This window comes from Denitrificimonas caeni (genome assembly GCF_905120345.1).
GTDB lineage: Bacteria > Pseudomonadota > Gammaproteobacteria > Pseudomonadales > Pseudomonadaceae > Denitrificimonas > Denitrificimonas caeni_A.
In genome coordinates, this window is record NZ_CAJHOA010000008.1 from 101,638 (window position 1) to 114,524 (window position 12,887).

Consider the following 12,887-nt stretch of genomic DNA (forward strand, 5'->3'; position numbering starts at 1 on the left):
ATGAATAAAGAACTTATTCAAAGCTGTGGCGATGAGCTGTATCAAGCAATGATAGAACGCCGAGTGATTCGACCCTTAACCGAACGCTATGCCAACATTACGATTGAAGATGCTTACCAGATTTCTTTGCGCATGCTTGAGCGCCGTCTTGCTGCTGGGGAACGAATCATCGGCAAAAAAATCGGCGTGACCTCGAAAGCGGTGCAGAACATGTTGAATGTGCATCAGCCTGACTTTGGTTATCTGACCGATAAAATGGCTTTTAGTCAGGGTGAAGAAATGCCGATCAGCCAGATGCTGATGCAGCCGCGTGCTGAAGGTGAGATTGCCTTTATTCTCAAAAAAGACTTACTGGGACCGGGCATCACAACGGCCGATGTCCTTGCCGCAACCGATTGCGTGATGCCGTGCTTTGAGGTGGTCGATTCACGCATTGACAACTGGCAAATAAAAATTGAAGACACCGTTGCTGATAATGCTTCCTGTGGCTTGTTTGTTCTCGGTGATAGGGCAGTGAGCCCTACTCAAGTTGATTTAGCTACCTGCGGCATGGTGGTGGAAAAGAATGGCTCAATTATTAGTACCGGAGCCGGTGCAGCAGCCTTAGGTAGCCCAGTGAACTGCGTGGTTTGGCTGGCCAACACATTGGGGCACTTTGGTATCCCTCTAAAAGCCGGCGAGGTCATTCTCTCTGGTTCTCTTGTTCCTCTAGAGCCGGTGCAAGCCGGTGATTTTATGAGCGTGAGTATTGGTGGTATTGGTAACGCTTCCGTGCGTTTTGTTTAAGTTACCCACCCAGTGGAAAATAATATGAATAAGAAACTTAAAGCAGTGATTATTGGTCCCGGTAATATCGGTACTGATCTACTGATGAAAATGCAGCGTTCCGAATGGATCGAGCCGGTATGGATGGTTGGTATTGATCAGACTTCTGAAGGTCTAAAGCGGGCTGCCGAGATGGGCATAAAAACCACCGCTGAAGGCGTTGATGGCATGTTAGCGCAGGTGATTGCAGACGATATCCGTATCGCTTTTGATGCCACTTCAGCCTATGTTCACGCCGAAAATAGTCGCAAACTTAATGAGTTGGGCGTGATTATGATTGACTTGACGCCTGCTGCGATCGGCCCTTTCTGTGTGCCACCAGTGAACTTGACTGAGCAAACTAAAAACTTGGCGATGAACGTCAATATGGTCACCTGTGGCGGCCAAGCCACCATCCCTATGGTGGCGGCCATTTCTCGAGTGCAGCCAGTCGCTTACGGTGAAATTGTTGCCACCGTATCGTCGCGCTCGGTGGGCCCAGGTACCCGCGTCAATATTGATGAATTTACCCGCACCACTGCCAGTGGCGTAGAACAAGTCGGTGGTGCGAAAAAAGGTAAAGCCATCATTATTATTAATCCGGCTGAGCCGCCGTTAATGATGCGCGACACTGTTCACTGCCTCACTGAGGACGAACCTGATCAAGCGGCTATTACTGAATCCATCCACGCAATGGTTAAAGAAGTGCAGCGTTATGTACCCGGTTACCAGTTAGTCAATGGACCGGTGTTTGATGGCAAGCGCGTCTCCTGTTTTATGCAGGTTGAGGGCCTAGGTGATTTCTTACCTAAGTATGCGGGCAACCTCGACATTATGACCGCGGCAGCGCTGCGTACCGCTGAAATGTTTGCGGAAGAAGCGGCCAACAACACCATCACTTTGCCAACACGCGGCTAGGGAGATATCAGATGAATCTGCAAGGTAAAAAAGTCACGTTGCACGACATGAGCCTGCGCGATGGTATGCACGCTAAGCGTCACCAAATCTCTATTGAAGAAATGGTCAACATTGCTAAAGGCTTAGACCAAGCCGGTATGCCAATGATTGAAGTCACCCATGGTGACGGACTCGGCGGTGCTTCGGTGAATTATGGCTTCCCAGCGCACAGCGATGAAGAGTATCTCAAAGCCGTTGTGCCACACATGAAACACAGCAAAGTGTCAGCTCTTTTACTGCCGGGTATCGGTACAGTCGAACATTTAAAAATGGCCAACGATTGTGGTGTCAGCAGTATTCGCGTGGCCACCCACTGTACCGAAGCCGATGTTAGTCAGCAGCATATCGGCTTGGCGTCGAAAATGGGTATGGACACTGTCGGCTTCTTAATGATGGCACACATGGCCACTCCAGAAAAAATCCTGGAACAAGCGCAGTTGATGGTCAGTTATGGCGCTAACTGTATTTATGCCACTGACTCCGCTGGCTATATGCTGCCGGATCATGTCACGGCGCGCATCGGATTATTGCGTAGCGAGCTACCTGCCAATGTCGAAGTGGGCTTTCATGGTCACCACAACCTTGGCATGGGCATTGCTAACTCGCTTGCCGCTATTGAAGCCGGTGCCAGCCGTATTGATGGTTCTGTAGCAGGTTTGGGTGCTGGCGCAGGCAACACACCTTTAGAAGTGTTGTGTGCGGTGTTGGATCGCATGGGTGTCGAGACGGGTATTGATCTATTCAAAATTATGGACGTTGCCGAAGACCTAGTGGTGCCAATGATGGACCACCCAGTGCGCGTTGATCGCAACTCACTCACCTTAGGTTATGCCGGGGTCTATTCCTCCTTCTTGCTGTTTGCTAAACGAGCTGAAGATAAGTACGGCATCTCGGCACGTGACCTACTGGTTGAACTCGGCCGCCGCGGTACGGTGGGCGGACAAGAAGACATGATTGAAGACCTGGCATTGACCATGGCAAAAGAAAAAGGGTTGATCTAATGGACAATAATTTAACTAAAGAACAAATTGATGAGTTAGCGACCTACTGCGAAGACGCTGAGCTTAAAGCCTATGAAATCACCAAGGTCACCGATAAATATCCAGAGATGACCTACCGTGATGCGTTTGATGTGCAGTGGGAAGTGCGTCGTCGTAAAGAAGCGCGCGGCCACAAAATTGTTGGGATGAAAATGGGCCTTACTTCTTGGGCGAAAATGGCGCAAATGGAAGTTGAGCACCCTTGCTATGGTTATTTGGCCGACTACTTCAGCGTACCTGAAGGTGGCGAAATTAAAATAGATGAGCTGATTCACCCGAAGGTTGAAGCAGAAATTGCTTTTGTCACTAAAACAGCTCTGAAAGGCCCAGGTATACATATCGGTGATGTATTAAGAGCCACCGACTTTATTATTCCTGCTGTTGAAGTGATTGATTCACGCTACAAAGATTTTAAGTTCGACTTAAAAAGTGTGATTGCTGATAACTCCAGCTCCTGCCGTTTTATCACCGGTGGACGCATGGCGCGCTTAGAGGATGTTGATCTTAAAAATCTTGGCGTGGTGATGGAAATTAACGGTGAAATCGTTGCCACTGGTGCCGGTGCCGCTGTGCTCGGTCATCCTGCTGCGTCAGTGGCCATGTTGGCCAATATGCTCGGTGAGCGCGGCGAAGAGATTCCAGCGGGTACTTTTATTATGACCGGTGGTATTACCGCGGCAGTCACGGTTAATAAAGGTGACTCCATCAACATACGTTATCAAGGTTTAGGCAGCATTACGGCTAAGTTTGTTTAATCCGTCTGCGACTCTGAACCTAAAAACAGGACAAGGATGTCCAGCAAGTACACACAAAAATAATAAAAGGTGGCCTATGAAAACTAAATTTAATCAGCTCGCGGCAGCTGTTGTGACCTCGTGTTTAGCAATCACTGCTTTTGCTTCTGACTCCCACTATGTGCCCGGCATTGAAGGGATCAAGGCCAGTGCTGTACCACCGCCTGGTGTGTATTACAGAGGTTATGCTGTGGATTACCGTGCGACTAAGTCAGATGGCTTACCGTCCGATAGTAAAGTGACTGTGAATGCGCTAGCGCATCGTTTGATTTGGGTGACAGAGCAAAAGGTACTGGGCGGTGATTTAACTTTCGAAGCTATTTTGCCCATGATTCGAACTGATATCAGCATCGCTGGTGGTGCGCTGAAAGATAAAGAATCAGGCTTTGGTGATGCCTTTTTAGGCAGTGTTATTGGTTGGCACGGCGAGCGCTGGGATGCAGTCGGCGGCATCGGTTACTGGACGACCAGTGGTAAAAGTGGCTCTTTAGCCAGCCCAGGAAAAGAGCACAAATCGGTGATGCTGACCTATGGCGGTAATTTTAAGCTGAGCCAAGCGCATGATATTTCTTTTAGCGTCTTGGGACGTTATGAAATGCCAACTAAAAGTAAGCTCGATGACGAAATGATCCTCGAGTGGGGCTTGAGCAAAAGCTATGGCGCGCTGGATGTTGGTTTGGTCGGTTACAACACTAAAGAAACCGGCGGTGGTAAAGGCGAACGTAATGCTGTCGGTGCTTCTGTGGGTAACTTCTGGCCGAGCTTGATGTTGGGTGCCGAGTTGGCCGCGTATCGTGAAGTGTCTGTTCGAGATAATTTTAAAGGCCGAGTCATCCGCGCGTCATTGACCAAGGTATTCTGAAAACAGCATAGGTTAAAGCCTTTGCGCCCGAAAGTTGGCGTCGGCCTGAGTGTAGAGGCTTTACCTGTAACATATATTTTTTAAATTAAAATATCGGAGATAATTATGCCAATTGCACAACTTTATATTCTAGAAGGTCGCAGTGATGAGGTTAAAGAAGAGTTAATCGCTGAGATCACTGAGGCTATAGTGAAAACGCTGAAAGCACCCAGAGAAGCGGTGCGTGTGATTATTACTGAAATGCCTAAGCAGCACTTCGGGATCGCTGGCAGTTCAGCTAAAAAGCTTGGCAGGTAAGTGGATTTTACCTACATAGGTTTGCATGCAGATAAGGTAGGAATAAATCATGAACCATGTCACCTCAGCCACTGAAGATATCGATAAAGTGGTTACCGTTGTTGTGTCTCGGCGAGTTAAGCCCGGCAGTGAAGCGGAGTTTGAGAAACTAAGTACAGCGATGTCGATGGCAGCAACTCAATTTCCAGGCCATCTGGGCAGCAATATGTTCCGTCCGGCGACAGCTGATGACCCTGAATACCGTATTGTCTTTAAGTTTCGCAGCCAAGAGGACCTTGAGCACTGGCAAAATTCTCCTGAGCGCTTAGCGCATCTAGAGAGTTTTGAAAAACTGCTGGTTGCTCCAGCGAAAACTGAAGTGCTCTCAGGGATGGTCACTTGGTTTACTTTACCGACACAAAATCCAGTGCAGCCACCCGCTAAATATAAAATGACCGTAGTCAGCTGGCTGGCCCTCTATCCCACAGTCTCTATCATTTTTTTAGTGTTTGGTGGGCTGCTTGAGCCGCTACCATTGTTGCTGCGTACGATGATGATTACCGGCGTTCTAATGCCATTAATGTCGTATGTGTTGATGCCACGCTTCACGCGCTGGTTTGCGTTTTGGCTGTATCCAAAACAGGAGCAGAGTCGCAGTTAAAATGTATTTTTAAGCAAGAAAGCATCATTAACGGCTAGGGGTGTCTCCTTTTACCCGAGCAGTTAATGATGCTGCTCCCGACCTGCAGCAGTTTTGTGCTAGTCGCGCGAGCATGATCGCAAGCGCAATATACATTCATCTTGCCGGCCAAGCGTGATATATGCCAGCTACTCTCAATTAAAGAAGCGCAGAAGATAAGCGCTAATTGTATTGGCATCAAACCGCGTGCTGATCTATAAAACAGAGCTGTACAGCTGTGTCGTTCTCCACTGAGTTGCGCCGGTTTTGGTTGCTGTCTGAGCAATGCGCTCTGATAAGTTTTCTGTTAGCCCTTTTAAACAAAGTCAATACGCTGGTATAACTGACCTTTACGTAAAGGACGTGAACGCAGTTCTATTGCATTTAAAACACATTCTTCTTGTAAGGCTTAGAAAAAATCTGCTGGAAATTGATCATGACGCAAAGACGTCAGGCGTGACGCTTTTCTGATAAAAAACATAAAAAAGGAAAACCCATGAATACTCTCGTACAAAAACCAACGGTTTTACAGAAAGTAAGTCAGTTCTTTGTCACCTTGGTACAACGTTATCTTCCGGATCCCTTTATTTTCGCTATTGTGCTGACCTTTGCTGTGTTTTTATTGGTGATGCCAAGTACCGGACAAAGTCCGATGCAAGTAGTGAATGCTTGGGCCGGAGGGTTTTGGGATTTACTCAGCTTCTCGATGCAGATGGCAATGGTGGTGCTGACTGGGCATGCCATGGCCAGTGCACCGGCGTTTAAACGTAAGTTAGCCATAATGGCAGGTATCGCAAAAACACCGGGTCAAGCTATTATTTTAGTCACCATGGTCAGTGCTTTAGCCTGCTGGGTGAACTGGGGTTTTGGTCTAGTGGTCGGGGCAATTTTTGCTCGTGAGATCGCCGCCCGTGTACGTGGTGTGGATTATCGTTTGCTAATCGCTTCTGCTTACAGTGGCTTTTTGTTTTGGCATGGCGGTTTGTCTGGCTCGATTCCTTTGACGATTGCTGGTGGTGCGGATCTTTCTAAGGTGACCAATGGCGCTGTGACTGCGGCTATTCCAACCTCGGAAACGCTTTTCTCGCCAATGAATCTGACGATTTTAGCGGTGATGTTTATTACTATTCCGCTCTTGAATCGCTTGATGCATCCGGCACCGCAAGACGTTATTAGCATTGATCCAAAACTGCTTGAAGAAGAAGTAGAGGTTGTTGTTGTCACTGGCGGTAAAATGACGCCCGCTGAACGCATGGAAAACAGTCGTGTTCTGTCGATGACGCTCGGTGCGATGGGCTTTGCTTACATCATTTATTACTTTATTAACAATGGCTTTGCACTGAACCTTAATATCGTCAACTTTATCTTCTTGTTCACTGCGATTGTGCTGCATGGCACGCCAAAAAGCTTACTGGGTGCGGTCTCGCAAGGTGCCCGTAACTGTTCCGGTATTTTGCTGCAGTTCCCGTTCTATGCAGGCATCATGGGGATGATGACCGCAGTGGGGCCTGATGGCGCATCCTTAGCTGGGGTAATTTCGCAAGCATTCGTCTCGATCTCCAACGAAACGACGTTCCCACTCTTCACTTTCTGGAGTGCCGGGATTGTTAACTTCTTTGTCCCTTCTGGCGGCGGTCAGTGGGCCGTACAAGCGCCAATTATGATGCCGGCTGGCGCAGCACTCGGCGTTGATGCGGCAAAAACCGCGATGGCGATTGCTTGGGGCGATGCTTGGACTAATATGATCCAGCCGTTTTGGGCGCTACCAGCGTTGGCCATTGCCGGTCTTAGCGCTAAAGATGTGATGGGTTATTGCTTAATGGCCTTGATTGGCTCTGGGGTGATTATTTCGCTGGGATTTTTGCTGTTCTAAAATCATTCGCGTGTTCTGTCGCGTGTTAAATAAAGCCATTGCCTGAGGATTCTTGGGCAGTGGTTTTTCTTTTTCTAGCCCATAAAATCATCAACTGGTGATGGCATATCGGGTGCCTACCGCCAGCTCATTTATAATCAACTAGATCTTGCCGCTGCCAACCCTGATATAGATTAGTAGATTGAGCTTGCGTTGAGGCTTTTCGGTGATGCTGATACTCGTCTTTCGAGTGCGCTGCCCGAGACTAAAAGACTGCGGACCGGTGGTAAACGTTCGAAGGACTAGCGGCAGCGGGGAACGGACAGAATCTTGGCGACTTCGTTATGGGCTTGATGACTGTGATCGGAGTACTAGCTTGCGACCTTCTGCCGCAGCTAAAAGACACATTGCTCTGCGTTACTATGCATTGCTTGTTTATTTCTATGGATGGATAACACCTTGTCTCATACGCAACTCGTTCGATATTGCAGTCGGCTTGGCCTGTTGGCCATGTTGTTGCTGCTGGTCGGACCGTTGTTGGGGCAGGGGTTAAGCTGGCGTAACGAGCAGGCCTGCAGCGATGAGCATACTAAGCCTTCAAATGTCAGTCATGAGATGGACTGGGCGAAGTGCGGCTATTGTAACCTGCTACTGAGTTCACCAGCCGTTCCCAGCAGTGTGCCACAAGCGCAACCCTGTCTAGCGCCGCCTATTCTGACAGCGCCGCCTGCGCCGCTGGTGATATGTCGTGACACCGTATTCATTGGCGCGCTGACCCGCGCTCCACCTATTTCCTAAGTGCTTTGGCAACCATCAGTCGCCATCTTTGTTGTTTGCCGCTTGATCGTCGTGCAGCCTTGCGTCTTGGCTACGCGTGCGGATCTTGCGGTGCTCATTACTTATGCCTAGAGAAATATTCTATGTCTCATATCCGTTTTGAATGTGCCATGAACCGTCCGCGTGCCGACTACCGCGCTTGTGCCACCTTACTGTTTTTGTTCAGCCCGCTAGCGCTTGCCGTTGAAGCGGTTAACTCTGACCAGCACGCTGGCCACACAATGTCACCGCCTGTTGTGACTGAGGCGCTACAGCTTGAACCCGGTGTGGTTAAGGCGGAGCAAGAGCCGCTCGGTGCTACTTCGGTTTCGCAGCAAACCCTACGTAATCTGAGCTCTGCGACTAGCGACACAGCTACGCTACTGCGTGGTGTGCCCGGTGTTAGCCTCAACGGTACCGGCGGTATTTCTAGTCTGCCAGTTATCCGTGGCTTAGCGGATGACCGCCTGCGCATTAAGGTCGATGGTATGGACTTGGTGTCTTCCTGTCCTAACCATATGAACCCAGCTTTATCCTACGTTGATCCGAATAACCTCGACACACTGCAGGTTTTTTCCGGCATCACCCCGGTCAGTGTTGGTGGCGATAGCATCGGTGGCACGATCATCGCTGAGAGTGCTAAGCCCGAGTTTGCAGAGCCGGGAGCGGCGAGCATTAACAAGGGTGAGATCGGTGCCTTCATGCGCAGCAACAACGATGCGCGAGGCGGTAACTTCTCTGCGACGCATGCCAACGATGTCTTTAATATTCGTTACGCTGGCAGCTACAGCAAGGCCAACAACTACATGGCGGGTGGCAAGTTCAAAAGCAGCCGTGCCACCGGTCGTTATGGTGAAACAGCTGCGCTGGATGAGGTGGCCTCCACCGCCTATGAAACAGCAAACCATGATCTGAGCATGGCACTCAAACTGGGTGAGGATCTGTTAGAACTCAAACTCGGCTATCAGAGCGTACCGCAGGAACTGTTCCCCAACCAGCGCATGGACATGACCGATAATACTCAGGAGCGTATTAATCTACGTTACCTCAGCCAGTTCGACTGGGGTGCTTTGGAGACACAGCTCTATCACGAAAAAGTTGAACACAAGATGAATTTTGGCCCAGACAAACGTTTCTGGTATGGCGGGGCGTCAGGCGCCGGCAGCGCTTGCAGCCCGCTAGGCCCGACCTGTGCCGCCGGTATGCCAATGGACAGCGAAGGCAAGACTTTTGGCGGCAATGTTAAGGCCAGCATTGATCTGAGCGAGCGTGAATTGCTCCGTATCGGTGGTGAATACCAGCGTTACCGCCTCAATGATTACTGGCCCGCATCAGGTGGTGGCATGTGGCCGAATACCTTTGAAAACATCAAAGACGGCGAGCGCGATCGTCTCGGTCTGTTCGGTGAGTGGGAAGTACAACTTAATCCGAGCTGGCTCACCCTCGTCGGCGTGCGTTATGAGCATGTCGCCAGCGATGCTGGACAAGTACATGGCTATGGCGGCGCGCAAGGCAACCAGATTCCCGAAGCTGCCGCTTTCAATGCCAGCAATCGTAGCCAGAGCGACAACAACTGGGATTTGACCGCTCTCGCGCATTACAGCCACGATACCAACCTTGATATCGAATTCGGCGTGGCGCGCAAGGTGCGTTCGCCTAACCTGTATGAGCGTTATAGCTGGTCGACTTGGGCCATGGCCGCGACGATGAATAACTTTGTCGGCGACGGCAATGGTTATGTCGGCGACGTCAATCTTAAGCCGGAAGCAGCGCACATCGCCTCGGTTACTTTTGATTGGCACAGCGCTGATCGCGAACATGAACTCAAAGTCACGCCGTTCTACACGCGGGTCAATGATTACATCGATGCGGTGAGTCTGCCGGGTAAAACGATCACCCCGAATCAGTTTAATGTGCTGCAGTATGCTAATCAGTCGGCGCGTATCTATGGTGTGGACATTGCTGGACGCATGCCACTGCTCAGCAATGAGCTGGGCCAGTGGGGCTTAAGTGGTGTAGTTAACTACAGCAACGGTAAGAACCGCGATAGCGGCGATGAGCTGTATAACAGCATGCCGCTCAATGCCACTCTGACCCTAACGCAGCAACTGAGTGGCTGGAATAACAGTCTAGAAATGCTCAGCGTGCAGTCGAAGAACCATGGTTCCGATGTACGCAATGAGATCCAGACGGCCGGCTACACACTATTCAACTTGCGCTTCAGCCACAGCTGGGACAAGGTGCGCTTGGACTTCGGGGTGGAGAATTTAGCTGACAAATTCTACTACCTACCTACCGGCGGTGCTTACACTGCCCAAGGCCGAACCATGTCGATGAATGGTATTGAGTGGGGCGTCGCTGTGCCGGGAATGGGCCGCTCCTTCTATACAGGCGTCAATGTGGCCTTCTGATTCTGGCGGCAAGTCTGCACGGCCTGCTGTGCAAACTTGCGTTTCTGTCGGCCTACAAGGCATAAGTTGCTTGGCGTGTTCTGAATAGAGTTACATAAAGCCACTGTCTGGGGATGCTTGGGCAGTGGCTTTGTTTTTACTGTAGTTACAGCCTCAACGGGTGATGGTATATCGGGTGCTGCGCCCGCCGCGAGGTAGCTTTATCAACACACCTCACTCAACTAGCGCTACGAGATGGCGGGTTGCGGTGGCTTGACTGACCTTAACCACGCGCTGATATTGAGTGGCGTGGATGCCTTGCGCAAAATCACCATCAAGTAAACGGTTGAGTACCTTACGCTGTGATTCAATCAGTGTTTTATCTGCATGCTGCAACCAAAAATTTGCCTTAAAAACCGTGCGATCGATTTTTCTTAGCGCACCATCCAGCGCACCCAGCTTGGGCTGCACAGCGCATTCCTGCCAAGCAGAGTCAGACCGATGAGGCTGCTGCCAGATCCATTGTGGGGTGGTTATAAAGGTGCCCTGTTTGTGCTCGGAGTAGGTATGAGTCGATTAGATCGATTATTCGACTCGCTGAATGAGCCAAAAGATAGCACTAATGGGCTCAGGGGCAAGGTGTGTGGAGCAGGTCAGCTGCTGAGGGTGAAGCGCGAAGCTTTTAGAGTTTTTTCTTTATATTGGATATAATGATGTCTATTATTTGTATTTTTTATGTATATTAGACATCACTGTGTCTATTTAGAGGTGGTGATGCGTCTTTCATTGCTAGATGATACTGATGTGAGTCAAGCGTATGCCGCATATTTGCTTGGCTTGCGTAAACAAGCCAAGCTGTCGCGCGAAGCGCTGGCTAAGCGTAGCTGTGTACCTGCTTCGACCATTAAGAAGTTTGAGCTTACCGGACAAATCTCATTTCGCCAGTTATTGTTGTTGTGGCAATCGCTCGATTCACTTGATCGACTTTATCAGCTGACTCAAGCCAGCACTGATCATGCAACTATGCCAACCAGCATTGCTGAGGTGCTTAAAGATGAGTTTTAAACCCGTTCGGAAGCTGGATATTATTCGTACTCTTAGCACCGGACAGCGCGTGTCAGTCGGGGTTTTAGCACAGAACCTACAAGGTGTCTTTTTTCAATATGATGAAAGCTACATCAGCCAGTTTGGTAATTTATCACCTTTCACTTTGCAAACAGATACACGGCTGCAGGCAGCACCGAAGCAGCCACATCAAGGCATACATGGTGTGTTCGGTGACAGTCTTCCCGATGGCTGGGGAATGTTGCTCCAAGATAGAGTGTTTCGTCAAAAAGGTATTTTACCCAATCAAGTGACAGCAATGGATCGGCTGGCTTTTGTGGGCAACAACGGTATGGGCGCCTTATCCTTTCTACCTGCTTCTGAACTTTCACCTGAGGTTCGGACAGATATTGATTTAGCAACCTTAGGATTAGAGGCACAAACCTTATTTGATGAGTCTTTATCTAATCATAAAACGCATGATGAATTAGATGGCTATACCCAAAAGGTGCTCGCGGCTTTAGTGGCCGTAGGGAGTTCTGGCGGCGCGCGACCCAAAGCACAAATCTACATGCAGGCGGGTGATACGAAGCAATGTCGAATCTTTGCGCAGCCGAGCGATGAAGCTTGGCTGGTCAAGTTCACCTCGAAAAACTTAGCGCTGGGTCACGAAGAAGGCTTATGTGAAGCAGTGTATTTACAGATGGCAAGCTATGCAAAATGCCAACCGCCCATTTGGCAGCTCATCGAAGCCCCAGAAAATAGTGGTGCACAAGCTTGGCTTGCACTTAAGCGTTTTGATTATTTGCCAGTCAATCAAGACGTACCAAACAGACAAAGTGTTGGCCGTTTACATATGCACAGCGCTTGCGGCCTGTTGGATGCTGATTTTCGCAGCCCCAGTCTTGATTATGTTGATCTAATCAAAGCCAGTCGCCAACTGTGCAAGTCACCTGCGGCCGGTCAACTGCAATTTCGGCGCGCGATATTCAATCTATTGGCGGCTAACCAAGATGATCACAGTAAAAACTGGGCTTTTTTACAGGCAGATGATGGTCAATGGCAACCTGCACCTTTTTATGATGTGACCTATAGCCCGCATCCATTTAATGAACATGCCACAGCATTTGCTGGTTACGGTAAAGCGCCACCGCTTAAAGTCATGCAAAAATTAGCAGCCAGTGCCGGTTTTGCTACGTGGAGCGATGCGCAGCAATGTATTCATGAAGTGGCTGATGCGCTCAATCAGTTTACTACCCTTGCAAAGCAGCATGAGGTCAGCAAAACAACGATGTTAGCGATTGAGAAAACAATGCACCAGAGGCGACAGGAGAACGCGGTGCTTTTTAATTCAGATTAGTAATATGCCTAGA

General features: G+C 49.5%; 13 protein-coding genes. 12 read left to right on the forward strand and 1 reads right to left on the reverse strand.

Annotation, left to right across the window (positions count from 1 at the left end; genetic code table 11):
- The 10 genes from dmpE (at window position 1) to JYJ62_RS14155 (ending at window position 10,491) form a co-directional block, all read left to right on the forward strand.
- Entirely contained in the window at window positions 1-786 is a 786-nt protein-coding gene (dmpE, locus tag JYJ62_RS14110; protein ID WP_205342868.1) for a 2-oxopent-4-enoate hydratase, read from the forward strand.
- A 24-nt stretch (window positions 787-810) separates the two neighbouring features.
- Window positions 811-1,722 (forward strand): acetaldehyde dehydrogenase (acetylating), encoded by a 912-nt coding sequence (locus JYJ62_RS14115; RefSeq protein ID WP_205342869.1) that lies wholly within the window; start codon window positions 811-813, stop codon window positions 1,720-1,722.
- 11 nt (window positions 1,723-1,733) lie between these two features.
- On the forward strand, window positions 1,734-2,762 hold the full coding sequence (gene dmpG / locus JYJ62_RS14120) for a 4-hydroxy-2-oxovalerate aldolase (RefSeq protein ID WP_205342870.1): 1,029 nt from the start codon (window positions 1,734-1,736) through the stop codon (window positions 2,760-2,762).
- On the forward strand, window positions 2,762-3,556 hold the full coding sequence (gene dmpH, locus JYJ62_RS14125; protein WP_205342871.1) for a 2-oxo-3-hexenedioate decarboxylase: 795 nt from the start codon (window positions 2,762-2,764) through the stop codon (window positions 3,554-3,556). Before dmpG ends, dmpH begins: the two co-directional genes overlap by 1 nt.
- 76 nt (window positions 3,557-3,632) lie before the next feature.
- Window positions 3,633-4,457 (forward strand): SphA family protein, encoded by an 825-nt coding sequence (locus JYJ62_RS14130; RefSeq protein WP_205342872.1) that lies wholly within the window; start codon window positions 3,633-3,635, stop codon window positions 4,455-4,457.
- A gap of 105 nt (window positions 4,458-4,562) precedes the next feature.
- Entirely contained in the window at window positions 4,563-4,754 is a 192-nt protein-coding gene (locus JYJ62_RS14135; RefSeq protein WP_205342873.1) for a 2-hydroxymuconate tautomerase, read from the forward strand.
- A 49-nt stretch (window positions 4,755-4,803) separates the two neighbouring features.
- Window positions 4,804-5,394 carry an antibiotic biosynthesis monooxygenase gene (locus JYJ62_RS14140; RefSeq protein ID WP_205342874.1) on the forward strand — a complete coding sequence of 197 codons (591 nt, stop codon included), beginning with the start codon at window positions 4,804-4,806 and terminating at the stop codon, window positions 5,392-5,394.
- A 514-nt stretch (window positions 5,395-5,908) separates the two neighbouring features.
- Complete coding sequence (locus JYJ62_RS14145) at window positions 5,909-7,285, forward strand: short-chain fatty acid transporter (RefSeq protein ID WP_205342875.1); 1,377 nt, start codon at window positions 5,909-5,911, stop codon at window positions 7,283-7,285.
- A 438-nt stretch (window positions 7,286-7,723) separates the two neighbouring features.
- Window positions 7,724-8,062 (forward strand): DUF2946 domain-containing protein, encoded by a 339-nt coding sequence (locus JYJ62_RS14150; protein ID WP_205342876.1) that lies wholly within the window; start codon window positions 7,724-7,726, stop codon window positions 8,060-8,062.
- Window positions 8,063-8,184: 122 nt separating this feature from the next.
- The gene (locus tag JYJ62_RS14155; protein WP_205342877.1) at window positions 8,185-10,491 is read left to right on the forward strand and encodes a TonB-dependent receptor plug domain-containing protein; all 2,307 of its coding nucleotides are present in this window, start codon (window positions 8,185-8,187) and stop codon (window positions 10,489-10,491) included.
- A gap of 213 nt (window positions 10,492-10,704) precedes the next feature.
- Here JYJ62_RS14155 and JYJ62_RS14160 read toward each other — a convergent pair whose 3' ends face one another.
- The gene (locus tag JYJ62_RS14160; RefSeq protein WP_205342878.1) at window positions 10,705-10,941 is read right to left on the reverse strand and encodes a hypothetical protein; all 237 of its coding nucleotides are present in this window, start codon (window positions 10,939-10,941) and stop codon (window positions 10,705-10,707) included.
- A gap of 303 nt (window positions 10,942-11,244) precedes the next feature.
- On the opposite strand from JYJ62_RS14160, the gene JYJ62_RS14165 reads away from it, so the two are divergent.
- Both JYJ62_RS14165 and JYJ62_RS14170 read left to right on the forward strand, forming a co-directional pair.
- Complete coding sequence (locus JYJ62_RS14165) at window positions 11,245-11,535, forward strand: helix-turn-helix domain-containing protein (RefSeq protein WP_205342879.1); 291 nt, start codon at window positions 11,245-11,247, stop codon at window positions 11,533-11,535.
- Window positions 11,525-12,874, forward strand: a complete 1,350-nt coding sequence (locus JYJ62_RS14170; protein ID WP_205342880.1) for a type II toxin-antitoxin system HipA family toxin — start codon at window positions 11,525-11,527, stop codon at window positions 12,872-12,874. The genes JYJ62_RS14165 and JYJ62_RS14170 overlap by 11 nt, the downstream gene beginning before the upstream one ends.
- Window positions 12,875-12,887: the final 13 nt, after the last annotated feature.

What these genes read in the sequence shown, in the direction of transcription:
- JYJ62_RS14115 (WP_205342869.1), top strand. Translation starts at nt 811, where the DNA reads ATGAATAAGAAACTTAAAGCAGTGATTATTGGTCCCGGTAATATCGGT.
- JYJ62_RS14135 (WP_205342873.1), top strand. Translation starts at nt 4,563, where the DNA reads ATGCCAATTGCACAACTTTATATTCTAGAAGGTCGCAGTGATGAGGTT.
- dmpG (WP_205342870.1), top strand. Translation starts at nt 1,734, where the DNA reads ATGAATCTGCAAGGTAAAAAAGTCACGTTGCACGACATGAGCCTGCGC.
- JYJ62_RS14170 (WP_205342880.1), top strand. Translation starts at nt 11,525, where the DNA reads ATGAGTTTTAAACCCGTTCGGAAGCTGGATATTATTCGTACTCTTAGC.
- dmpH (WP_205342871.1), top strand. Translation starts at nt 2,762, where the DNA reads ATGGACAATAATTTAACTAAAGAACAAATTGATGAGTTAGCGACCTAC.
- JYJ62_RS14165 (WP_205342879.1), top strand. Translation starts at nt 11,245, where the DNA reads ATGCGTCTTTCATTGCTAGATGATACTGATGTGAGTCAAGCGTATGCC.
- JYJ62_RS14140 (WP_205342874.1), top strand. Translation starts at nt 4,804, where the DNA reads ATGAACCATGTCACCTCAGCCACTGAAGATATCGATAAAGTGGTTACC.
- JYJ62_RS14145 (WP_205342875.1), top strand. Translation starts at nt 5,909, where the DNA reads ATGAATACTCTCGTACAAAAACCAACGGTTTTACAGAAAGTAAGTCAG.
- JYJ62_RS14155 (WP_205342877.1), top strand. Translation starts at nt 8,185, where the DNA reads ATGTCTCATATCCGTTTTGAATGTGCCATGAACCGTCCGCGTGCCGAC.
- dmpE (WP_205342868.1), top strand. Translation starts at nt 1, where the DNA reads ATGAATAAAGAACTTATTCAAAGCTGTGGCGATGAGCTGTATCAAGCA.
- JYJ62_RS14130 (WP_205342872.1), top strand. Translation starts at nt 3,633, where the DNA reads ATGAAAACTAAATTTAATCAGCTCGCGGCAGCTGTTGTGACCTCGTGT.